At 40.1% G+C, this 24,032-nt stretch carries 15 protein-coding genes and 1 pseudogene; 10 read left to right on the plus strand and 6 right to left on the minus strand.

Features of this window, described 5'->3' with window-relative positions; all coding sequences use genetic code 11:
* The first annotated feature begins 74 nt into the window (after positions 1–74).
* The 3 genes and pseudogenes from ACM0OY_RS20255 to ACM0OY_RS20265 all read left to right on the plus strand — a co-directional run.
* Positions 75–1,898: an ABC transporter ATP-binding protein gene (locus tag ACM0OY_RS20255; protein ID WP_414570647.1), complete on the plus strand. Its 1,824-nt coding sequence runs from the start codon at positions 75–77 to the stop codon at positions 1,896–1,898.
* Positions 1,899–2,262: 364 nt separating this feature from the next.
* Positions 2,263–3,399 carry a cob(I)yrinic acid a,c-diamide adenosyltransferase gene (locus ACM0OY_RS20260; protein WP_414570648.1) on the plus strand — a complete coding sequence of 379 codons (1,137 nt, stop codon included), beginning with the start codon at positions 2,263–2,265 and terminating at the stop codon, positions 3,397–3,399.
* Between the two features lie 538 nt (positions 3,400–3,937).
* Positions 3,938–4,100 (plus strand): annotated as a pseudogene (locus tag ACM0OY_RS20265) (IS4 family transposase); the annotation flags it as partial.
* Here the strand turns inward: ACM0OY_RS20265 and ACM0OY_RS20270 are convergent.
* The 5 genes from ACM0OY_RS20270 to ACM0OY_RS20290 form a co-directional block, all read right to left on the minus strand.
* Positions 4,071–5,666 carry a glycosyltransferase family 39 protein gene (locus ACM0OY_RS20270; RefSeq protein WP_414570649.1) on the minus strand — a complete coding sequence of 532 codons (1,596 nt, stop codon included), beginning with the start codon at positions 5,664–5,666 and terminating at the stop codon, positions 4,071–4,073. The pseudogene ACM0OY_RS20265 and the gene ACM0OY_RS20270 overlap by 30 nt on opposite strands.
* Positions 5,667–6,429: 763 nt before the next feature.
* The gene (locus ACM0OY_RS20275) at positions 6,430–8,100 is read right to left on the minus strand and encodes an alpha-amylase family glycosyl hydrolase (protein WP_414570650.1); all 1,671 of its coding nucleotides are present in this window, start codon (positions 8,098–8,100) and stop codon (positions 6,430–6,432) included.
* 201 nt (positions 8,101–8,301) lie between these two features.
* Positions 8,302–8,979 carry a 2OG-Fe(II) oxygenase gene (locus tag ACM0OY_RS20280; RefSeq protein WP_414570651.1) on the minus strand — a complete coding sequence of 226 codons (678 nt, stop codon included), beginning with the start codon at positions 8,977–8,979 and terminating at the stop codon, positions 8,302–8,304.
* Positions 8,980–9,093: 114 nt separating this feature from the next.
* A complete protein-coding gene (locus ACM0OY_RS20285; RefSeq protein ID WP_414570652.1) occupies positions 9,094–9,699 on the minus strand; it encodes a CDP-alcohol phosphatidyltransferase family protein in 606 nt (201 codons plus the stop codon).
* 962 nt (positions 9,700–10,661) lie between these two features.
* Entirely contained in the window at positions 10,662–12,317 is a 1,656-nt protein-coding gene (locus tag ACM0OY_RS20290) for a B12-binding domain-containing radical SAM protein (RefSeq protein ID WP_414570653.1), read from the minus strand.
* A 241-nt stretch (positions 12,318–12,558) separates the two neighbouring features.
* Between ACM0OY_RS20290 and ACM0OY_RS20295 the strand changes: the two genes are divergently transcribed.
* The 4 genes from ACM0OY_RS20295 to ACM0OY_RS20310 all read left to right on the plus strand — a co-directional run bounded on the left by ACM0OY_RS20295 (position 12,559) and on the right by ACM0OY_RS20310 (position 17,105).
* Positions 12,559–14,178: a cyclic peptide export ABC transporter gene (locus ACM0OY_RS20295; protein ID WP_414570654.1), complete on the plus strand. Its 1,620-nt coding sequence runs from the start codon at positions 12,559–12,561 to the stop codon at positions 14,176–14,178.
* Positions 14,179–14,441: 263 nt separating this feature from the next.
* Positions 14,442–15,209 carry a class I SAM-dependent methyltransferase gene (locus tag ACM0OY_RS20300; RefSeq protein WP_414570655.1) on the plus strand — a complete coding sequence of 256 codons (768 nt, stop codon included), beginning with the start codon at positions 14,442–14,444 and terminating at the stop codon, positions 15,207–15,209.
* A 41-nt stretch (positions 15,210–15,250) separates the two neighbouring features.
* A complete protein-coding gene (locus tag ACM0OY_RS20305; protein ID WP_414570656.1) occupies positions 15,251–15,490 on the plus strand; it encodes a DUF6737 family protein in 240 nt (79 codons plus the stop codon).
* 595 nt (positions 15,491–16,085) lie between these two features.
* On the plus strand, positions 16,086–17,105 hold the full coding sequence (locus ACM0OY_RS20310) for a diguanylate cyclase domain-containing protein (protein WP_414570657.1): 1,020 nt from the start codon (positions 16,086–16,088) through the stop codon (positions 17,103–17,105).
* 28 nt (positions 17,106–17,133) lie between these two features.
* Here the strand turns inward: ACM0OY_RS20310 and ACM0OY_RS20315 are convergent, their stop codons facing one another.
* Positions 17,134–20,271: a plasmid replication protein, CyRepA1 family gene (locus ACM0OY_RS20315; protein WP_414570658.1), complete on the minus strand. Its 3,138-nt coding sequence runs from the start codon at positions 20,269–20,271 to the stop codon at positions 17,134–17,136.
* A 772-nt stretch (positions 20,272–21,043) separates the two neighbouring features.
* Here ACM0OY_RS20315 and ACM0OY_RS20320 point away from each other — a divergent pair.
* From ACM0OY_RS20320 to ACM0OY_RS20330, 3 genes are read left to right on the plus strand one after another with little or no spacing between them, the layout of a single operon-like run.
* Positions 21,044–23,437 (plus strand): tetratricopeptide repeat protein, encoded by a 2,394-nt coding sequence (locus tag ACM0OY_RS20320; protein ID WP_414570659.1) that lies wholly within the window; start codon positions 21,044–21,046, stop codon positions 23,435–23,437.
* Positions 23,391–23,660, plus strand: coding sequence for a hypothetical protein (locus ACM0OY_RS20325; protein WP_414570660.1), 270 nt, complete (start codon positions 23,391–23,393; stop codon positions 23,658–23,660). The genes ACM0OY_RS20320 and ACM0OY_RS20325 overlap by 47 nt, the downstream gene beginning before the upstream one ends.
* The gene (locus tag ACM0OY_RS20330; protein WP_414570661.1) at positions 23,623–24,009 is read left to right on the plus strand and encodes a DUF4351 domain-containing protein; all 387 of its coding nucleotides are present in this window, start codon (positions 23,623–23,625) and stop codon (positions 24,007–24,009) included. The genes ACM0OY_RS20325 and ACM0OY_RS20330 overlap by 38 nt, the downstream gene beginning before the upstream one ends.
* Positions 24,010–24,032: the final 23 nt, after the last annotated feature.

Raw genomic sequence — 24,032 nt, forward strand, 5'->3', positions numbered from 1 at the left:
AACGCCATAGGGCGGCTAAAGAAGCCGTCCATTTTTATTTTACAGAACAGCTTGCTACTACGAGAACGACTTTCATGATCAAAAAGATTAGACTTTCCAAATCTTTTCAACGTGCTGCTGATGCGCCAAACTTGCCTGATACGACCTTCAGGTTCATTTGTTATTTTGTTAACCAGTTCCGCTGGTGGTATCTGGCAATGGTGCTCCTGGAGGCAACACACGCAACCTGTGGTATTATGTTGCCCTATGCCATTGGCGAGATCATCCGGAGCGTGACGCGCTCAACTGGCGACACCAAGCCCATTCTTGATGCTATCAGCCAACCGCTGATGCTGTTCACCGCTTTGAGTGTGGGTGAAGTGATATTCGGGCGATCGGCTGGACTGTTGCAAACCATTCTCCATCCGATCCACCGACAGCACATCGTCCGTTCCCTATATGCCTATTTACAACACCATTCGCATCGCTACCTGAGTAGTAGTTTTGCTGGGGCATTGGCACATCGCATCGGCGAAACTTCTCTGGGTGTGACCCAGACGATGCAAATGCTGATTACTGAATTTATGTCTTTGATTATCGTCTATACTGTCTCGACGATATTACTGTATCGCGCCTATCCTCCGCTTGCTGCACTTGTAGGGGTGTGGGCAGTTTTCTTCGTCAGTATTTCGTTCTGGCTGGCAACTCGCTGCCGAATTTACTCGCGAAGAGCGGCAGCCGCAAGAAGTGAGACAACTGGGATCATTGTAGATGCGGTGACAAATCTCAGTAGTAGCCGCTTGTTTGCTCGTCTGGATTTTGAACGACGCTATTTAAATGAGCAATTAAGATACGAAATCAAAGAGGTGAGAAAGTCTAACTGGTACTCAGAGAGAATTCGCTGGTTTCAGTTCATCTCAGCAGCTGTTCTGAAAATCGGCACTCTGTATTACTCACTCTCGCTTTGGAATCAAGGAGCGATCGCTACTGCTGACTTCGTTGTGGCAACTAGTCTATCACTGTTGATCATTAGTGAAGCCCGCAATTTGAGCCGACGGTTTATAGAATTCTTTGAACATATCGGCAATGTCGCCAATGGTATCTCCGTAATTGTTCAACCCCATGAGTTAATCGATCGCGATCAAGCGATCGCTCATCCCATCACCCAAGGTAAAATTGAGTTTCGGCAAGTGTATTTTAGCTACTCCGCTGGCAAACAAGTCTTTGAAAACCTCTCCATTGCCATCCAACCAGGTGAGCGTGTCGGCTTGGTGGGCTTTTCCGGCTCTGGAAAATCCACCTTTGTGAATTTAATTTTGCGTCTTTTTGACGCCCAATCAGGGCAAATTCTCATTGATGGGGTCGATATTCGAGATATGACTCAGAATGCCTTACACGCCCAGATCAGCTTAATTCCCCAAGATCCATCTCTGTTCCATCGCACATTAATCGAAAATATTCGTTACGGACGCATAGATGCAACCGATGAGGAAGTGACTGAGGCTGCACGCAAAGCCTATGCTCACGATTTTATCGCCCAGATGAAGGAGGGTTATCATTCTCTGGTGGGTGAACGTGGTGTTAAATTGTCTGGAGGGCAGAGACAGCGGATTGCGATCGCGCGGGTAATCCTCAAAGATGCCCCGATCCTGATCTTGGATGAAGCCACCTCCAGTCTCGATTCCATTACCGAAAAAGCAATCCAGGATACTCTAAACTTAGCAATGGACGGCAAAACCGTGATTGTGGTAGCTCATCGCCTGTCTACTATTGCCCATCTAGACAGAATTTTGGTCTTCGACCAAGGTCGAATTATCGAAGATGGTAATCACGCCAAACTCCTAGCACGGCGCGGCGCTTACTACAGACTATGGAAAATGCAGGCGGGTGGATTCCTGCCTGTAGAAGTTAGTAAATAGGGCATGGGGGATGGGGAGGCAGGGGAAAAGGTTAAAGGGAAAAGGGATAAATTTAATCTTTCCCCTTTTCCCCTTACCCGAATGGCACTAAGAAAACATGAAACGTGGTCAGGGCAAGGTGTCGGGGGTAGGGTGTCGGGTGTAGTGTTTTAAAGTATCCAATTTATTCCCTATACCCTGCCCCAACGAAGCTTGGTCAAACAAAACAACTTCCTATTCATTCCCTACACCCCACACCCTACACCCTACACCCAAAGTCAGGAATATCAAGGCCTTATGCTTATCTTAGTGCCATTCCCCCTTACCCCTTTCCCTTTCCCCATGCCCAATGCCCAGATGATGCTATATTATAACTTTTCAAGAAATGACAAGGAACGGTATCGGTATTCGCACGGCGCAAGTGCGTCAGGAACGGCTCGTTGGTCAAATTCATGTCTATGATGGTGCTGGTAAAGGTAAGTCCCAGGCGGCTTTAGGGGTGGTTTTGCGCTCCATTGGGTTGGGAATAAATACACCTACTAATTCCAACCGGGTTTTACTGCTGCGGTTTTTAAAGGGGCCTGAGCGTGATTATGATGAAGATGGGGCGATCGCAGCTTTGCAACGTGGCTTTCCCCATTTAATTGACCAGGTTCGGACTGGGAGAGCCGAATTTTTTGGCCCCGAAGAAATTACTGTTTTTGACACAGATGAAGCGGCGCGGGGTTGGGATGTAGCCAAAGGTGCGATCGCCAGTGGCTTATATTCAGTTGTGGTTTTGGATGAAATTAACCCTGTACTGGATTTAGGTTTGCTGCCAGTAGATGAAGTGGTGCGGAAATTAAAATCTAAACCCCAAGAGTTGGAAATCATTGCTACCGGACGCGCTGCACCACAAAAGTTGCTCGATATTGCAGATTTGCACTCAGAAATGAAACCCCACCATCACCCAACTGCTAAAGCACTCTTACTTAATGGTATTGAAATTTATACTGGCGCTGGTAAAGGTAAGTCTACGAGTGCTTTGGGCAAAGCCTTGCAGGCAATTGGTAGGGGAATAAATCACCCAGGCTCTACGCGTGTATTAATTATGCAGTGGCTCAAAGGTGGCAGTGGTTATACAGAAGACGCAGCGATCGCCGCTTTGCAGCAGTCATATCCAGAAGTGGTGGATCATCAGCGTTGCGGTCGAGATGCAATTGTTTGGCGCAATTCCCGGCAAGAATTAGACTACGTAGAAGCCGAACGCGGTTGGGAAATTGCCAAAGTTGCGATCGCCTCTGGGTTGTATAAAACAATTATTCTCGACGAACTCAATCCTACAGTTGACCTGGAACTACTCCCGGTTGAACCCATTGTCCAAGCTTTGCTCCGCAAACCCCGCGATACTGAAATTATTATCACTGGTCGCTGTCAAAATCAACCGACATACTTTGATTTAGCTAGCGTTCACTCAGAGGTTTACTGCCACAAACACTATGCAAATCAAGGCGTAGAACTCAAACGAGGAGTAGATTTTTAAATTAGGTATGCTGCAAAGAGGTATGGGGAATTGGGAGTGTGGGAGATGATATAACTAAGCTGTTCGACATCTAGCTTGCATATCGAAATTTGATAAAAGTCTTGTGGGGAGGGCATCTTGCCATTGGTGTCAAGTTAAGAAAAATAGAATCTTGTCAAGTGGTTAAAGCTCAATAGTTAAACTCAACACAAGGGTGTTGAGAATAGCCATGACAAAGCCACGGAAAAAACAAGGAAATCCAGACTTTCGACATCGGGTAAGTTGCCCAGCCCCAACAAACCAACACATCGAATCACGGTTGATAGAGCTATTAACTCCAGGGACATTTGCCAATCTCAAAGATGTCAAAGGCAAAGAGCGTAGCTTACGCGATGCCTACGGCGGGCTATGCCTACGTATACTAACGCTGCCGGTGATGGCAGCAATAGTACTGAGTCTAGTGTATCGACACATACAGCACTTAACAGATGTGCTACGTTGCCTGGAAGTAGAAGGACTGATGTGGGTTGAGGCAATGTCAGTGAGTCGGCAAGCGTTACGTTTGTTGGGTTTATCTTATTTATGGGTTGGCGGCACTAATGGTGTACAAATGCTTTTTCTTTGCTACTTGGATTTTTTACGCAGTACTCAATGATTTATGCGCTGATGTTGCTGTGGCTTTGCAGCAACCGTTAGAACGTATTTCCGTGGAAATGGTCTATCTTCCAGAGGAATTTGTCTATCTGCTGTAATTTTGAGTTATAAGTTTTCTCAATTCCAGCTTTTAAGAAATCAGAAGGTTGGAACAAAAATATATCGCTAAAACCACTAGGAATTTCTGGTAATTTATTTGAAGCAACAATTTGAAATCGTACTTTTGGAACAACTAAATGACCGAGTATTTGTATTTCTGGAACTATTTTGCCGTCAGTAATTAAAAGTGCATTATCATATTGAGAAACTATGTTCGCTATTTTAGGATATTCTTCATATTTTTCGGGAAATTTGTTCCACCATATCTGAGATTGAGAACTAATTCCGCAAGATATAATCCCACTAATGATTACCAAAAAAGTTGCAACTGACCAGAGCTTTTTTTGGAAAATTTTAGTAGAGTTAAACCTGATTTTTGTGGCAAATAGATAAGCAACGGTTAACTGTATACCTAAAATGCAGGGAAGTGTATATCGACTAGTACCGTATCGCTTTTGAAACATAAAATCTAAGATTAACAAGGGAAACCCCACAGAACCAATTAATGTTAAAATAAATAACCAAACTTTTTTCGGGCTTTTACGACAAAGAACATAAATTGAATAAATGATTAGAGTTAAAATAATTCCAACAAAAGGAATTAAAGCAAATTTAAGGTGCTTGGAATCACTAGGGCTAATGCCTAAATCAAGAAACCCACGACTAATAATTCCAGCCCACCTTGTCGCTGAATCAAATAATGTTTGTTTCACATTTGCCCAATATACTGCATCTGCGTGAGGATTAGTAATAATAATCCAAATCCAAGGGACGAAAGTCATAAATCCTACAAGCGACGCCACCAAGTAATAAATCGACGTTTTATTCAATCGGAAGCGTTCAATTACAGCTACATAAATTGCCTGTGCAAGAGCAACAAAACCAAAAAATATATGACTATAAAACCCTAGTGATAATGTTGCTGTATAAATGCACCAACTAACCTTTGTTTTCAAGCGCATGGCTCGCAGCAGTGCTGCGCTCGATATTAAAATAGCTACTATCCATAAACTATAGGCTCGTGCTTCTTGTGCATATATAACATGAGGAGGTGAAACGGCTACCAACGCCATGGCTATCCACCCTGTTAGTGAAGACCTAAATAATTCTTTAGATAGCCAATAAATAGAAGGAAACGTTAATAAACTAATAAACGCCGAAAAACTTCTCGTCACTGCTATAGAATTACCAAAGCACTTCACCCAAAACCTAGTCATCAAAACGTGTAGTGGCAAAATTTGTGAGTCTTCTAAGACTATGCCTTTCATGACATCAATCGTGTTTTTTTCACTATTAGGATACTGGTATTTATCCAATTCTTTTATGCTGATTAAATGACCATTACGTAAATTAGCTTCAACTTCTGACTGCATATATCCAGATATACGTAATGATGATACAACTTCATCACTCCAATACAGTTTTTTGTCAAGATTGACGAAGCGAAAAAAGACACCTATTACTAATAAGATGATGATTAAAAAGCGTAGCAAAGATTGAGAAAAAAGCCAGTTTTCTGACAATTGCTTTTTCATACGGTTTTCACTCCTGTTAAAGCTTTAGTCAAGATGAATAAAATTTGATTTTTTTAGCCAAAAATTATTTTTTGAGAACTTAAAATTCGTAAGATGGATAGGATTGTACTCCTATTTGATGCGACTTGCTAAATTCAGTTTTAAATAAATTAAAAACTAAACTGTATTAAATTACATATAAATTTAAATCTAGAGGCAAAAATATTAGATTTTAGCAGGATAAATTTCTTGAAATTTGCTGCTTTTGCAAATATATTTGCACACTAAATATAATCAGTCCGTATTATTCTATATTACAACTCAAGTGAAATGTGAAATACTCTTATTAAAGATAAAAAGATTTGATAAAGTTTTTATTAAAAAAATATAAATAGGCTTCGGACAGCTTTAAAAGTGAAGGTCAGTTGAGGTTCGTTGAAACCTAACCGAATAGTATTTTTCAAGGGTTTTAGCTGAAGTTGACATTAATAAGCTAATGAGCATTTAAGTTGGATAAAACCAGGGCTGGAGGCGCTTACTACAAGCGAATCACTCTGGAAAAATGAATGACGATTAGCTTAGTAATTAATCGTTGCACATGTGATGCATATGAGTATCCTATATGATAGTCATCTGATACTATTTATTTACATAGCAACCTATTGCACCCACATCAAATTACCAAGTGTTTGCATTAGTTTTGTTGTTTTTGCCCCCTTAGCTAACCATATCTGCCAAAAGCCCTCTGTCCCATCAGAGGGCTTTTATTTGCTTTTAACTAAGACTACTGCCAAACAAATACCTTGGCTGTATAGCTTGGTAAGTCAGTCACTAGACTATCTTCTTGAGTTTCCACTTCACAGTTACCGAACCAATCTCGCCAATACTCAGCACTGGGAAAGTTTGGAATTTCGTACCTAATTAGATTTAAGGGAGAAAAATTTACCACGACGACAACATGAGAATCCTGTTTATCCCAGCGGCTGTAAGCCAGCACTTTATCATTTGCGTCTTCGTAGAAAAATTCGATATTGTCATTTTGCAGGGCTAGATTTTGCTTGCGTAAAGCAATCAGTTTTTGATAATACTTAAATAAATTATGATTCTCGTCACTTGTTAACAAAGACCAAGTAACCTTTTGTGGTTGAGTGACACTTTCGCTTTTTTGCTGATATTCACCAAATTCTTCTCCCATCCACAGCATTGGTATACCCATCGCTGTCATTAACAGGACTCCTGCTAACTTTGCTCGCTTAAATGCCTCGGCGTCAAAGATACCCGCGTCGCCTAATTCTCGCAATAGACGTTGGCGATCGTGTGTTGCCAAATAATTTATCACATTGGTGGCACTTGCGTAACCCTGCTTTCTAGGATCTAAAATCTGCTTTAATTGTTCTAATTCAAATGATTTTCCACAAATATATGGAACTAAGAAGTAGCGAAAACTTTCATGCCAACAACCATCTAATGGCCCATCTGGTTTGACTACAGTGTTTGTATCGGGAATGTGTTCGGCAATGTTATAAAAATGCTTGGGTGCGGCATGTTTTTTTGCTTGCTTAGCTAGCCAGTCGAGAAATTCAAAGTTAGCTAATTGGCGCACTGCATCAAAGCGAATTCCATCAATATGATATTCTTGAATCCAAAATTGCACTACATCACCGATGTATTTCCATGCAGGCTTAACATTTAATTTTTCGTCATAATTATCATAGTTAAACTCTGGCCCCCAATAATTATCTGGGTCTTCTGGATAATGCTTGTGTTCGTAGTACCAATAATTCCGGTCAATCAGCAGTAATGGACATTCTTCATCTGTATGATTGTAAATTGCATCCATAAAGACACGAATGCCTCTAGCATGACACTCGTCTATTAATTGTTTTAAATCTTCAGTGGAACCGTAACTAGATTCTGTAGCAAAGTAGTGGCGTACTTTATAGCCCCAGCTATAGTTGCCTGGGTACTCGTTGACTGGCATTAATTCAATTGCATTAATTCCCAATTCACGCAGATAATCTAACTTGGCAATTACCCCTAAATATTTGCCTCGTTTATTAGCGTCAACCTCATCACCAGTAAAATCAGCAACGTGCATTTCATACATGACTAATTCACGATTATCAGGCAACGGCATGTCATCATGTTGCCAAACATAAGTATCAACAATACGTTGCCCGTCTTTAATCCGCACGATAGCGTGTTTTTCTGTTTCATTAACATCTGTTGCTTTGGGGTCAATAACATCTATCCATTCATCAGGTGCAAAATTGGGACTTTTGGTTTGAACACGAAATTTATATTGATAAATCCCGTCTTTTAGTTGTATTTGAGTGCGAAAATAACCATCTTCATTTTTTGTCATTGGGATTTCTTGCCAATCAGAAAATGATCCAATTAAAACTGCTCCTTGGTTACGAGGAGCGAACAAGGTAAATTCAATTAAATTTGCCATTTCCAAATTTATAGAAATTTCTATAAATGTAATCAATAAAATGATTTTCTATTACTAAATAATTTGTAGCGTCTTTCTCAGGTAATAAATTTTTTCAGTCTTTTTTATTTTACTTTTGACTTACATTCAGCGAAATTATTTACCTTAAGAGCGAAAGACTTGATTAAAACCAAAATAGGCGATGTCTACGACGGGCTACGCCTACGCATCTTTGATATTGGAGACAAAACGTTTTAACATACCCATATGGGTGTCGGTGACATACTCCAAAGTCAAAACGATTCGCTGTTCATTCTGGCCTAAAGGAGTAACTCTATGGTAAAGATTGTCACCATTGAATAATACTAGAGTACCAGGAGTCAAGGAAAGCGATCGCATTTGTGTCTCTCGGTCAGGAATATCCCTGTAGAGTTGATATTCCAACTTGCTTGACGAACGCTCAACTAAACCGAGTAACACTGTGTAGCGCTTGCCGCGATAGTAAGATGTATCGTAGTGATATTGGATATGATCTCCAGGCTCAGTGTAATAGTATAGCGCGTAAGTGTGGGGATCGTAATTAGGACAAGGAAGCAGTTTTTCACCCGTAATTTTGTTGAGAAACTCGAAAAAGGCATTTAGTTGATAAAATTCTCCAAAAATCGGCGCTAGGCTATCTAAGCTATAGCGGCTAATGCTACCACCTTTTTTATGATTGGGAATATAGTTGCGATTGATAGCAGGTTGCAGCGATGGTAACAAACTCAAAAACTTATTGAGAATGGAATTAGGAAGAAAGTTTTCCAGTACCAAAAATTCATTCTGTGCTTGAAACTCAGCTTGAAGTTTTTGATAATCAACGGCTGCTATAGCTTGATAAATTTCAGTTTGAAGCTCCATTAATCAACAACTTAAAATTTAAAATCATCAATGCCATATACTCAGAGATTGTTGACTGAGGAGTTATTATTCTCCTCTTTGCCCTTGTGCCCCCGCTCCCCATTTCCCCATTCGCTAATTTGCTTGAGACTGTGGGAGTGCAAAAAATTGCCAAATTACCCATACAGCAAACATTGGCGCACCAATTGTAGCTGCAATTAGTAACGGCTGTAGTCCATTGAGTAAGGTGACTATGGGAAACAAATACAGCACATCTTCAATGTCAAAGCCGGCAAAATTCGGTTGACGGGTGGCGTCTTTGCCTAAGCGCTGTTCCATTTGGTTTCGCAAATGAAAGATGCAAGCAACAGATACGCCGGATACTATCCCCATAAGCAACGCCCACGAACCAAGTTCACCTCCTTTAAGACCATACCCAATACCCATAAATAAGAGAATGTGGATAATGGCATCACTAAAAAGGTCGTACTGATGTCCCCATTTGCTGCTTTTCCCACTTAAACGGGCTAATTCACCATCGGTGTGGTCTAAAAAATTGGATAAAGCAAACAGCACTGTGCCAATGTTAGCCCAGATACCATTGCCAACCGCCAATGCAACAGCCGCCGCCAGTCCTGTTATAAGTCGGACTGTGGTGAGATGATTGGGATTTACCCAACTGTCTTTTAGAGGTCGAACTAGCCAGTAAGCAAGTTGAGCATCCCAAGTCTTTGTCGTCATAAATGAACTTGAATTTGATGTGGTCTTTGACTATCTACACTGATAATTACCACATCTGTCTAAAGATACAGATTATTATTTTATATCAATTTTTTAGGAATTAAATCATACATTAGGGTAGCAACGCTGTATGTCCTACAGGGGAATTCAGAATTAAAAAAAACGTGAATTCGACGAATCTAACCCGCTTCCATTCCTCTCCCCCACAGAGCTACGGTGTACACACAAGTCTTCTAGAGTTGCCCCGCAAACTTTTGATCCCCCCAACCCCCCTTTCCAAGGGGGGCAAAAACCTCTCAAAGTCCTCCTTTTTAACGTGAGTTCGATGGCTCGTGTAGTAACCACCTAATTGGCGTAAATATTGAAACCTCTCCCTGGTTTTACTACGCAAAACCGTCCCTCTCCGACTCGGAGAGGGACAGGCTTGAACTTTAGTTTAAGACAGGGAGAGGTTCGTCGAACTCACATCCTTTTTAAGGAGGATAATGACGGATCTACGAGGATTTTGGTTTCCTACACAGATGTGTGTACACCGTAGCCCACAGGGAGAGAGGCTTTGAAACCATCATTTTCTCGTTGTCAAGAATATTTCTGCCCCTCTCTGACACCTACGGTGTACACACAAGTCGGAAATAGTAGTCTGTGAACGAATAATTGACGAGTAAATTCTCTGTAGAGACGGCGATTTATCGCGTCTTGTGAACGTGTCAGTCTTTTAGACGCGATAAATCGCGTCTCTACATGAGGGCTTTCTGGCTTATCCCAAGCGTATTGGAATAAAACTGGATCTGACTTGTGTGTACACCGTAGCTCTGACACGGAGAGGGGTTGGGGAGAGGTTTATCGAACTGACGTTAAAAAAGACGTAACAGCGCTACGTCTCTACATTGTTTTTCACCAGATGTCTAAGGGCGATGCATTAACAATGCAAGTGGTGGTCACACACACACGCTAAATAGCTACTAGCTACGAACCTTAGTCAGGATTTTTTGGGAATAAAACGAAGCCGATTCTTGGTTTTTGGCACAATCTTGGGCAAACTTAATCAAATGATGCCCCACAAGCCCAACGTGAATCAGGCTTTCAATATCACCTGCTTTCAGTGCTGGTTTGGCCATTTTCCAGAAAGTTTGACGATAGTTACTAAATATACCTATTCGCAGCAAAATATTGCTTAAATAAGTTAAACCTTTGCGAATATTAGCCCCAGAAGTCCGAGCTGGGCTGTTAGGAACTTTGATGCGATTTGGGTAAGTGTGTTCCATGTTGTAGGCGAACCGCTGATATAAAAATTCCGGCTCATAAGCTGTGGTGATGCAGCGCCGCCACATTTCGACAACTTGCTCGTAAGGCATTAAAAACTCTACATTCGATTCGCGGTTTTCATCAAATACAAGTCGCCCTTCTGCTTCTAATCTCCGCCATAAAGGAGTTCTCGGTAATGCATGAAGTAGGTTGATTGTCAACATGGGAATTTGCGACGCCCGAATAAATTCGAGAATGCGATCGCCTGTTTCTGGTGTATCTGTATCTAAGCCAATAATGATCCCCGAAACTACTTCCATCCCATAGCTATTTAAAACCTGAATCGCTTTTAAAATCGGCATACTCAGATTTTGGTCTTTGGAAATAGCATGAAGAGCTTCTGGTTCTGGTGTTTCAATGCCGCAAAAGATGGTGCAAAAATAGGCTTCGCGCATCATTTCCAGCAGTTTGGGGCTTTGAGCCAGATTCAGTGTTGCTTCGCAGGCAAATTGGATGGGATAGCCATTGCGTTTTTGCCAATCGATGAGGTGAGGAAGCAACTTCATGGCGGCGCGGCGATCGCCAACAAAGTTATCATCGACAAAATACACTGCTCCCAAATTGCCCGATTGCCGCATTGCATCCAACTCAGCGACAACTTGCTCCGGCGTTTTCATCCGCGGGTTGCGTCCATAGAGTTCTGGAATATCACAAAACTCGCAACGATAAGGGCAACCACTAGAAAACTGCACGTTTGCTAGGAAATAATCATTGATATTTAATAAATGATAAGCTGGGGTGGGGAACTCAGTTAGGGGCAAACGTTCTTTAGTTTCAAAGCGAATTTGCGCTTGGGGACGTTCTGAGTTTTGGTCTAGATACTCGATCAGGCGATCGGTTGCATCTCCCAATTCACCCAAATGTAAAATATCAAATTCTGGATAATATTCTGGGCAACCAGATACAGAAGGGCCACCAAGAACTGTGATTTTGCCGGCTCGATGGGCAAGTTCATTAATTTGATTAATCTGCGGTTTTTGGATATGCATCCCACTGACAATTACCACATCAGCCCATTGATAATCAGCCTTAGTTGTTGATTTGACGTTCTCATCAATAAACCGGACTTCCCATTCTTGAGGTAAGTAAGCAGCTACAATTAAAATACCTTGTGGTGGCATAAAAGCCCGGACATTACCCATGAGTGGATAGGCGTAATGAAATGTACCAAATGAGCGGCTGTATTTGGGAAAGACACAAAGGATACGTCGATGATGCAAAGGAATGTAGCGATTTTTTTGAGCATTAGCAGCGGTTTTGGAATCGGCCGCTAGAGCAATTGGGTTTTCTAAAGACTTGAGATTTACAGTCATTACAAATTTCACCCCGGAAAACTGAGCAGCTAATTTAACAATCTACTGACACAATCAGTTTTAATTCCAACTAGCTTACCGCGATCTTTCAGAAGTTTTTAATTGTAAGATAGAAAACTTACCTGAAAATGGGGCATGGGAAGAGGACAAGGGGAAAGACTTATTCCAATTTGTCTGCTTGTCTCCCCATCTCCCCAGTCCCCAGTCACCACTCCCTGAGCATGTAGCATAGGCGTCTATCATGAATTTGATTTACTTTCTTTTACGTTCTGCTTGGGGTATGGTAGCGATCGCGATCGCTACTGGATTCTTGAGTGGCGGTAGTAGTGCTGGTTTGATTGCTTTGATTAGCCGTGCTGCTAGTAGCGGTAATCCTGAGCGTCTGACATCCATCGCTTGGGGTTTTGCGGGGTTGGCCATAGTTGCGCTGATTACCAGCATTATTTCCCAAGTAATGTTGATTCGCCTTTCTCAAAATGCAGTTTTGCAATTACGAATGCGTTTGAGTCGCCAAATTCTGGCTTCTGAGTTGAGCCTTTTGGAACGTTTGGGAAACCCGCGACTATTGGCAACTTTAACTGAGGATATTCAAGCAGTTGCTAATGCTGTTTATCAGATGCCTTTTTTGTTTATTAATTTAGCGATCGTTTTCGGTTGCATAGCATATATCACCTGGCTTTCTTGGTTGGTACTGGTGATGGTTTGTGCTATTTCCATAGTAGCGATCGCCAGTTGTCAGTGGCTATTGACTAAAGGAGGGAAATTGCTAGCCCTGGCTCGTGATGATGAAGACCGATTGTTTAAGCATTTTCGTACCATTACCGAAGGTGTCAAGGAACTCAAGCTAAATTATCGGCGGCGTCAAGTTTTTTTAGAAGAAAAACTGCAAGCAACTGCTAATGAATTTCGGCATCATAATGTTAACGGTTTAACCCTTTTTGCCACAACTTCTAGCTGGGGTCAACTCGTTTTCTTTTTTGCCATCGGTTTTGTGTTGTTTGCCCTGCCTAATTTACTAGCTATTAATCCCGAAACTCTCTCGGGCTATATTTTAACTTTTACTTACTTGGTGTTACCAATGGATAACATCATCAGCAAACTGCCCCTATTAAGCAAAGCCAGTATTGCCTTGCAGAAAATAGATTCATTGGGCTTATCTTTAGCTAATAATTCTGAAGTATCGGCTGTTCCACCTGCCATTAAATCTTCATGGCAGACTTTGAAATTTAAAAGTATCACTCGCACTTACTACACAAATCAAGAAGACAACAGCTTTATTTTCGGTCCCATTGACCTCATACTTTATCCTCAAGAATTAGTTTTTATTGTCGGCGGCAATGGTAGCGGTAAATCTACTTTAGCTAAACTAATTACTGGTCTTTACATCCCAGACAATGGCGAAATTTGGTTTGATAACGAGTTAATCAGCGAACAAAACCGAGAATGGTATCGGCAGCATTTTTCTGTGGTGTTCTCCGATTTTTATTTATTCGACGAACTTTTGGGATTAAAAAATTTAAACTTGGATACTCAAGCTAGAAAATATCTCCAAAAACTGCAATTAGACCATAAAGTAAAAGTTGAAAATGGACAACTTTCTACTACTGCTCTTTCTCAAGGACAACGTAAACGCCTAGCTTTACTGACAGCATACTTGGAAGATAGACCTATTTATCTATTTGATGAGTGGGCAGCGGATCAAGATCCAATATTCAAAGAAATCTTTTATACTCAACTATTACCAGAACTGCGATCGCGTGGAAAAACAGTCTTGGTAATTAGCCATGACGATCGCTATTTTCATTTAGCAGACCGAATTATCAAACTTGATTATGGACAAATAGAATATGACAAAACTTGATATCCTACCGCTTTAGTGAATTAGTAGTTGAAAATCGTGTGGGCATTCTATAAGACATTTGGCAACCTGTATAAGGATGAATTTATAATCTACCTTAAAAGAGATTTTTAAAATTAACAACAGCAAATATTCTGGTAATAGAAAACTAGTCGCTACCTAGTACTTTTCCTAAAAGGCTATCAAACTAAATGCTTCTTTAATTAGGAGTTTTGAACGCTGAGGAAAATCAATTAAAAGCAAGATTGTAATCAAAGGTTTTGATAATGAATAATTTGATTCCTGAGCGCAAAACATCGGAAGAAGAACGTTTTGAAGATGACTATTATTCTTACTTTCAAGCACCTGAAAATTTCACACGTTATACACCTACATCTAGTTTTCTAGATGAAATATTTCAAGAAAAACCCTTTTCTTTATTAGATTTAGGTTGTGGTAACGCTGCTTTAAGCAAATATTTACCCAATCGATGTGATTATCTAGGAGTAGATCATAGTGAATTGGCTATTGAAAAATGTTTAAAGCTCTACCCTAATAGAAAGTTTGTTGCCAAAGATTTATCGCTTTTCTTGTCTGAATTAGTTGAAAAAAATCAAAAGTTTGATGCCGTCGTGTTAGCAGGTTTGCTATTTCATAGCGTTGACAAGGAAACCCAAGAAAAAAAAGACGATCTAGAAATTATTCAATTATGCTTGGATAAAATACTAAACTCTAAAGGATATCTGGCGATCGTTGTACCTTTTGCTTATGGAAACCATCCATCTCACAGCCTATTTGTTCGAGCAAAGTGGTTACAAAATTCAGTAGAAAAAATGCTAGAAATTGCTCAAGCAAAAATTGTTCACGAAAACATATCCTTGCAAGTCGGTTTAGATGAGAGAGTTCGACAGCAGAAGGTAATTCCTGATTGGTTTGTTTCTGATAGCAATGCTGATTATTCGAGTGTATTTGATGGAACATATATGGCAACTTGGACATTTATTGCCTGCCCCAATACACAGACCACGGAAGAAAAAAAGCACTATGAGGTTTAAACTTGTTCCAGGAACATTTGCATATTTGCTAAATAAAATCAATGTCTGAGCAAAAATCCCTCAATCCTTGGAACTACAAACCTTGGTGGTGTCAACCCTGGTCTATACTGCTCACAGGTATAACGCTGATTGCTGGTAGCTGGTTAGTATTTAAAACTATCTGGCTAACAGTTCTAGTCTCCATCCCTGTAGCGACTTGGATGGGATTTTTTGTGTTAGTTTGGCCCCAACTAATTATTCGCAGTGGAATTTTAGAGTCGTATAATAATTCTAAATTTTGAATTGTTAAGTAAAACAAGTTTTATGGCTAGTGCTTGATCGCATTAGTTATAAGTGGCTAGTTATTTTTAGATCCCCGACTTCTTAGAGAAGTCGGGGATCTTCCAATTCATCAAAATTAATGCCATAGACGAATATTTTGTCTAGTTCATAATACTTTTACCAAAAAAATTGGTACAAATCAGATTACTAAAGAATTTTGCAAACCGAACTCCAAACTCTTCTCAGGGTTTAGAAAAATTTGTAGTATCAAAAATATCAAGCTTTGACGAAGAACTCTCACAATCTAATAAGTTTTGATAATTTTTAGCGAATTTCGATTGCTTTTGACCTGGGTTTGGGCACAAGACCTTGTAAGCATCTATATATTCAGGGAATTTGCATACTGAAAGTTAGGGTGAAATGAACAACAGAGCAGATCGAAGGCATGAAGAACATAATGCAATACAATATCTCTGTACAAGATTCAACCGAATTTTAATTTCTGTTGCAGAGATGTTTATATCGTGCAGGTTTGACGCTCGAGAGAGAATCCTGCGATTATTGCAAAATTTCCAGGCTAGTGGACTTTGTTGCCTAAATTTGAGACGCTCATCTGTGAAAACCCGACCTGCTCCCATACCTGAAAATGAAGCAGAAAGGCTCAAAGCATTAGAGGATTACAATATTCTCGATACGCTGCCGGAACAAGGATTTGATGACCTGACTGCTCTTGCTGCCTACATTTGTAAAACTCCAATTGCCTTAATTAGCTTAATTGATAGCGATCGCCAATGGATTAAATCCAAGGTGGGACTAAAAGCCAGGGAAATACCCAGAGAGTGGGCTTTTTGCTCCTATGCCATTCTGCAACCACAGAAGATATTAGTAGTTGGCAACGCCATCAAAGACGAGCGCTTTGTAAACAATCCTTTAGTTAAAAATAATCCCAAAATTCGTTTTTATGCTGGTGTGTCCTTAGTTACACCCAATGGATTTGCCATAGGGACATTGTGTGTCATCGATATGATGCCTCGTCAGTTAAGTGACCAGCAGTTAGATGCACTATATCGCCTAAGTCGTCAAGCGATCGCCCAGATAGAACTCATCCAGGAAATTCAGAACCGCAAACAAGCAGAGATCGAAGGAAGGCAGTTATCACTAACCGATGAATTAACAGGATTGCATAATCGGCGTGGTTTCTTCCTACTGGCTGAACAACAACTGAAAATCGCTCAGCGAATGAAGCTCTTATGCTGGGTGATATTCATTGATTTAGACGGACTAAAACAGATTAATGACACCCTCGGTCACGATATCGGAGATGCTTTGATTGTTGATGCTGGTCGATTACTCAAGCAAAGTTTTCGGAAGTCGGATATTGTTGCTCGCTTAGGTGGAGATGAGTTCATTGTTTTCATCTCCAGCTACTTCAAAGATGCAGATAGTATCCAAACACATTTGCAAACAAACATTGCCAGCTTCAATCAACACCAAAACCGTAGCTATCAAATTTCTATGAGTATGGGAATACAGCGTTACTCACCAGAAATCAACATGTCACTAGAACAACTCGTTGCCAGATCTGACGAGTTAATGTATGCTCACAAACGCCTCAAGCGGCAATCTATTCTGTAACACATTCGCTACGGATAAATCTAGGCTTTTAGTAGCCCTGAGAAATAGCGGCTTGGTTCGTGTACAGGTTCGTAAAGTCTAACTTTTCAGGCTTGGTTTCGATAATCTCAACCTTCCACTCTGACGAATAATCAGCCACTCTATAGCCACCACTTTTAACATGATCTAATATCAATTCATCCCGTTGATGCCAAACTGCAAATATTTTTTCCCTACCATCATTTAGCGTGGCTAAATCAATTTGATAGACGTCGTTTACTCGCTTCAGCTTCAAACCTAATAAGTTTAATAATCTACTGAGTATTTTGATTCCCCAAAGTTGTTCTTTTTCTACTACAAAATTAATACCAAGCACTCTTTTAATATGCTTGCTATGCTGAAAAGCAACATTTTTTAGTAGTATTAAATCACTATCATTTTCCGCAAACTCTCGTCTTTCTTCCAGAAATTGCAGCATTCCCAACACTCTCATTGCCTCAACTTTAAGAGTGTAAGTCTTTAAATCTGGTAGAAAAACTTTACCTTCACCCCAAAATAATTGCTGATGCCATTCTTGCTCGTCTCTAATGTGAAAATACTCGCTTTCATGAGTCAGATAATAGTGAATTAATAATTGACTATAATATCCGCGATCGTCTTGCAATTTCAGCCCAGGAGTAACTTCTATTCCATATTTTTGTCTGAGAACATACTTGTTAATTTGGTTACGTTCTTCATCAGCCAAAGAATGTTTAACTAATAGCTGCTCATATTCTACATAATCGAGATCTTTAGCATTAGCTACAGCGGTTGCCACTGCTAATTGATTTTGTTGTTTAATTTCTTTAATTTTGCGTTTAATGTCTTTAGCCTTTTGACGGCTTTGTGCCCAATCTTTTTGAACTTTGACAATTTCTAAAATTAACCTTCTCCGGGTTGCTAAATCATTGGGATCGCTGGCCAAAAAAGCAAGGCGTAAATCTCGAATAATATTATTGTGAACAGCATTACTTCGCAGCTGAATTAGATGTCCATCAGCAATTAAGCCATCTTGCATCGATTGGCGATAGAGGCGAATCGATGCATTTACCCTAGCAGATAACTTTGCCCAAGTTCGCAAATGAATTGGGTCATGAACTAAAGGTAAATCTACATCTATTTTATGTAATGGACTGAGCAAAGCTAAATTTTCTTTTTGATTTTCTTGATACCAATCAGATAGCAAGCGATAATTTGTACTACCGCTACCAATTAGACCAATACCTCGCTTAGCGCACCAGACAACACGCGGCACATCATCCCGCACTCTTGCTAACGCTTGTCGCGCTTCTGAGTCAGGAATCACGCCTTGAAAAATGCCATAAACTCGGTCGAAATGTTGAACATCAATACTAATTCCTGTACCAAGACTAGGAGTGACAAAAACACCGTCATATTCAGATATTTTTTGATTAATAGCTGCGATAAAATCAACCGCTGCGTGACCAGGTGTGTTTGTAGTATGGCTACTAACTACTAGAGTTTGAGGAAACTTCCGTCTTAATTTTTGTAAACGCTCTTGCAAATAACGTTCAATGGTTTCACAACTATAACGCCCAGCACGACTATCGGTAGTCACGTAACATTTACGTCCGGCAAGTAAATCTAATTCTAGTTGATGAATTAACGGCGTTGGATTTGGGGAATCATAAAAAGTCACGTCCCAACCTTTCTGGGGTTTCCATTCGTTAATAACTACCCAAGGCGTTAATTTAATTCCTGACAATCCCTGTAAATATTCCAATGAAACATCTGATAAATCAGCATCTTGAGCAATTACTAAACCCCCAGTTGTTAAAACTGTCGCAATCAGTTGTTGGAATATTTTTAATATTTTTACACGTTTGTGTTTACAAGTATTACTGTTTAATAGATGCCACAAAGATTGTTCTACTTCATCCAAAACTACTATTGCCCCATGCCAATCTTCAGAGTTTAATTTCCAAATAGAATCAACACACAAACCGAAAGATTGGGGCATGAGGCATTGATTATTCTCCCTCATCTCCCCATTCCCCATTCCCCATTTAATCCCAATTTTTTCACACAAAAATCTTCCTAACAGGATTCTATGAGTAATTAATAAAACAGGTTGATTTCTATTTTTTGCTTGCTGAACAACGCTTTGGAGTCCTGTGGTTTTACCTGTTCCTTTTGCTGATTTAACTCCTACTAATCCAGATGTGGGGAAAGGTATTTCACCTATGTAAGGACGGTTAAAAGTCAGGGCAGCCGGAATGTTTAACTCGGTGTGGGGTTTGGTTTGAGCAAGATAAATTTCTAAATCCAGACTTTGGCGATAAAGTTTCTCGAAATTAGTTGCACCTTTGGCAACGATAAAATCATCAACACCTTTTTCTCTCCCTGGAAGTTCAATGACTTTAACAGGACAATTTTTTTGCTGGAATAAACAACCAAGTTGGGAAATGGCATTATTAATAGCAGCAATTTTGTTGGGTTGAGTTTCAAAATCAAAGCAAATATAAAAGCAACGCTTTGTTATCGCAAATACGGCTAAGTCAGAAATTAATTGACGACGGGTGACTTTACCAAACTCATCTTTCACAACCCGATAACCACTAGTAATTCCAGGAACACCAATAGCTACATATCCTTGTGTCAATAGCGTTGCTGCTTTTTTCACACCCTCGCAGATGATGAGGGGAATATTCTTTTCCATCACCCACTGCCAAAAACCTCTAGCTTCACCACCAGAGGTAATGGTGATATCATCCGGCATGACTAAATTGTAACGCTCTGCAACTTGCTGCCAGATTTGCAGTGTTACCCGCAGACAAAACACCCGCGTTGGCGTGCTGGGGGGATGTTCGTATTTGATAGATTTGCCTTTATTATTTTGTCGGGGTTGGTTTGGCTTAAAGCACCCCCATTCCATCATTTGCCAATTATTCAAGGGGTCTAGTCCAGAACACCACCAACCACCTTCAGTGATATGAGCATAACGCTGCAACCAACTACTTTTTACCATTCCAGTATTGGTGCGCGGAAGTAGCTCAGAAATCAACAAATACTCATAAGCAGCTACACCTTGGAGCGACTGAAAATTAAGTTGCACTAAGTGTAACTCTATACCACTACTCTTGACTAACTCTTCAAGGTGTTGGGGATGTAAATAGTGCAGATGCATAGCAAAAGGCGCGAAGGCAAGACGATGAGATTAAAACATTAACATGCATCTCCTGGTTTTTTCTAAGCAAGATCGCGATGTTTTAATGATGCTTTTTTGACTGCGTTTGGGGAGACACATCGGTTAATAGTTTAGTGGGTTATTCTGCCTAGTAGATCCCCGAAGTAATAATTTTGTATTGTGATATTTGTTTGCTATAAATTTTTATTTATCAGTAAATTTTTCCGTTAAGGAATACCATTGCCATCAGCCATAAGCTAAAATCTTGCTTTGTCAGTATTCCTATAGGCACAAATGTTAAGAATTAAGAATATCTTCCGGAAACTAGTGTTGGGAAAGTTTAATTTCTATTAATGAGTTGAATTTTCTTAATAAAAGAGATATCTAGTAGAAGAAGGCAAAAGCCAAAAGTAAAAAGTAAAATGAAGAAATACTTCATATTACAAGCTTTTAAGGTATTGCAAATGGTCAGTTTATTTTTGCCGTGACGTATTAGTTAGCTTGATTTTTGACTATCCATTTGTTGGTGAGATATAGGACTAGTATTTGATTTCTGAAAAAATCTAAGTATGTGTAGGGTGTGTTACGGCTTCCGTAACGCACCACCCGAAGGTTTTGGTGCGTTAGCCTACGGCATAACACACCCTACGTATATTTCAAAAATCAAATATGATTCCTATAGTTGGTTGACAAAAAACTGTGGTTTTTTTTGTCTTAACGTTAAATTCGAAGTCACTTAGAAAAAGATAACATATTTGTAAACTATCAGATTATGTGGAAATCAAAGTTAATATTTAGATTGTTCTTGTCGTTGGCGATCGCAACTAGCGTGCAGCTAATTTACAGAAGTAACTATGCTGTTGCTGAAAGTGACTCTTCCAATTTTACTGTCGAATCTGGGCAACAAAATGAGACTTTGGAAGTTCCAAAATTAGCTCTTACCGGAGTTGGTATAGGAATCATGGCAGGCCTACTCATTTCTGCTTTTTGGTATCATAAATATCGTCAAATGCAACTCCGTTCAACTGCGAAAATCGACCGCTTTCGAGAAGAATTTGTGTGCGGTTCTTTAGCAGATTATTATTTATCTAAATATAAAAGTTCTCAGAAAAGCTTAACACCAACTCAAGAACAAATACCCGCTTCTCCTACTTCCGATCAAAGTTTAGTAACGCCTGCTTCTACTTGTGAAACCGATAATCTAGTAGCAAAACCTACTCCAGACGTGGTACTTAATTCCTTATCTGACAGTTATCAAAAGTTAATTGAGGAAATTGTTACTACTGCGCTCAAAGGTCAAATTTGCTCCAAAGAATATATATATCGTCAATTAGTAGAAAATGTTAGCGCTGGTAATGGTGAAATATTTGAACGCTGTTTGAGCGATCGCTTAAATTCTACCCAATCTGAACTAAATAAGGTGAAAATTGCTCCGGATTTGTTCCAAAGAGAAACTCCGGAATTAAAAAAAGCTCGTTTAAATCGTACCATGAAAGCATTAGAAAGTATTCAAAGCGAATGGGAACGAGTCCAAAAACAAAAACGCAATCAAGCCGCAGTTAGCGCAGCTGTGCAACAAATTCTCACAGCTTCAGAAGCTTCTCGTTTTTCAGTTTTGTTAGAAATCATTGACCCCAACCAAAACGAAGTTTTCAGCCAAAGTCAATTACAAAAACTAGCCCAAGAATTAAAAGAAACGGTATTTGTTGATGAAAATCTTCAGCTGAAACAAGAAATAGAACAACTAGCGATCGCCATTGCCAGCGGTGTAGAATCCTATCAGCAAGTAGAAAGTTCTCTTGTAAGTTGGATTTACGAACCAACAGCAACTCCATTAGAATTAACACAGTCCCGACTACAACAAGAACCTTGGGCTTCATGGGCACAAAAAGTCAACAGTCCTTTAACAAAACTGTTGTTTTGTGTGTTAGCTGATGGCATATCTGCAAAGGAAGTAGTTGTCCGCCAGTCTTATATCAACATCAAAGACTGGGTGGAGTTAACAATAATTGTCCAAAGAATGCAGCAAGCTTTGGTGACTTGGTTTGAAAGACAACCCTATGATGCCAAATGGGGTACATCTGCGTCCATTGCCACTTTTCTCAGTTTTGCTGTAGTTTGGTGCGAGTTATCTCATGGTTTTCGTGTCGCTACTAATATCGATCGCACCAAAGGTGAAGAATTAGCAAAAGCCTGTTTTCAAATCGTTTTACAAATTCTCAGAACTTTTGCCCACCGCCAATACTTTCCCCTTTACGGCGGAGTATTTGCCTTTTTCGGTAGAGATGCGCTGCGAGATGCGATCGATTATTTAGATACCCCACTCAAAGAAGTGGAAGGTACTCAAGAAAAAGCACGGATACTGACGCTATTGGGTTATTCTCAGTTTATTTTAGGTAAATATCCAGAAGCCAACTCATTCCACCAACAAGCTTTAGAAATTGCCCGCCAAGCAGGGGATGAACCCTGTGAAATTGCCAATCTCAACCACAGTAGCCGTGTTTGCGTTGCTCAAAAAAATTATTCTCAGGCGATTAATTATAGCCAGAGAGCATTAATTTTATCTCGTCAAGTAGGCGATCGCTTGGGAGAAGCGCACGCCCTCGCAAGTTTAGGCTATAGCGAAGTGTTTGCGGCGCAGCAGATGGAATGCATAGAACCAAATGTTTATGAACAAGCAATAGAATACTTGCGCCGAGGTTTGGAATTGTCAGAAAAATTGCGTGATTCAGCATTTGGTATCAATTTGGCTGCACACCAAACTCAAGCCCTTTGTTACATCAGTCTTGGTATTGCCCACGTCGCCTTAGAGAAACCCCAAGCTGCCATAGAATACTTACAAAAAGGCACTGAGGCAGTGCAATTTTCTGGTGATAAATATCTGCAAGGGTTGAACTTTTTGTATTTAGCAGAAAGTCACTACAACCTGAATCATTTAGAAACAGCGGTATACAATAGCTGCCTGGGAATGTATTTCTTAGAACAAATTACTGCGGTGGAATGGCGACAAGCGGCTGGTTTAATCACTATTTTACAAAGTAAATTAGGAGATGACGCTGTAGAGCAAGTAATAGCAAATTCCCGAACTAAGATGATTCAATTTATTGGTGTGGATGGTTATGATTACTTGCCGCAATTGCTCGAAGAATATAAGCGATCGCACTAATAAAATTTTGGCTTTGAGATTTGGGATTGCTTTTAAAGACATAGCGATCGCACTAGTACCTAATTATGATATTATCCAGCTAAATCAATTGCATTGGCAGGATTTTATGAATCAGCGAAATCCCTTGGCTAGTGCTTTGATGGCAAAAATGCGGATGAGTGCAACTGAACGTCCCCAAGTGAAACTTGACATCATTACAATTGCTAACAAGTCTTCGATTTAACCCTGCACAAGTGCAGCTAATTTCCGGCTTTATTGATACATATTTGGAATTGAATTCCCAAGAAGAAATCGTGTTTCAAGAACAACTTCCTACCATTGAACCAAAAGAGCAGGAAAAAGTTATGCAGATAGTTACAAGTTGGATGCGACAAGGACTTGAACAAGGGGAAAAGCAAGGAGAATTAAAATTGCTGATGCGTCAACTTAACCGCCGCTTGGGAGAAATTAGTCCACAAATGAAGGGCAGAATTGAAAATCTGTCAACTTCTGAGCTAGAAAATCTAGGTGAGGCATTGCTAGATTTTTCTTCTGTTGCAGATTTGGAAGCTTGGTTTGAGAATCTCAGCTAGTTGCCTCACCGCACTGACTCCCC

It is taken from the genome of Nostoc sp. CCY 9925 (assembly GCF_963920935.1).
Taxonomy (GTDB): domain Bacteria; phylum Cyanobacteriota; class Cyanobacteriia; order Cyanobacteriales; family Nostocaceae; genus Nostoc.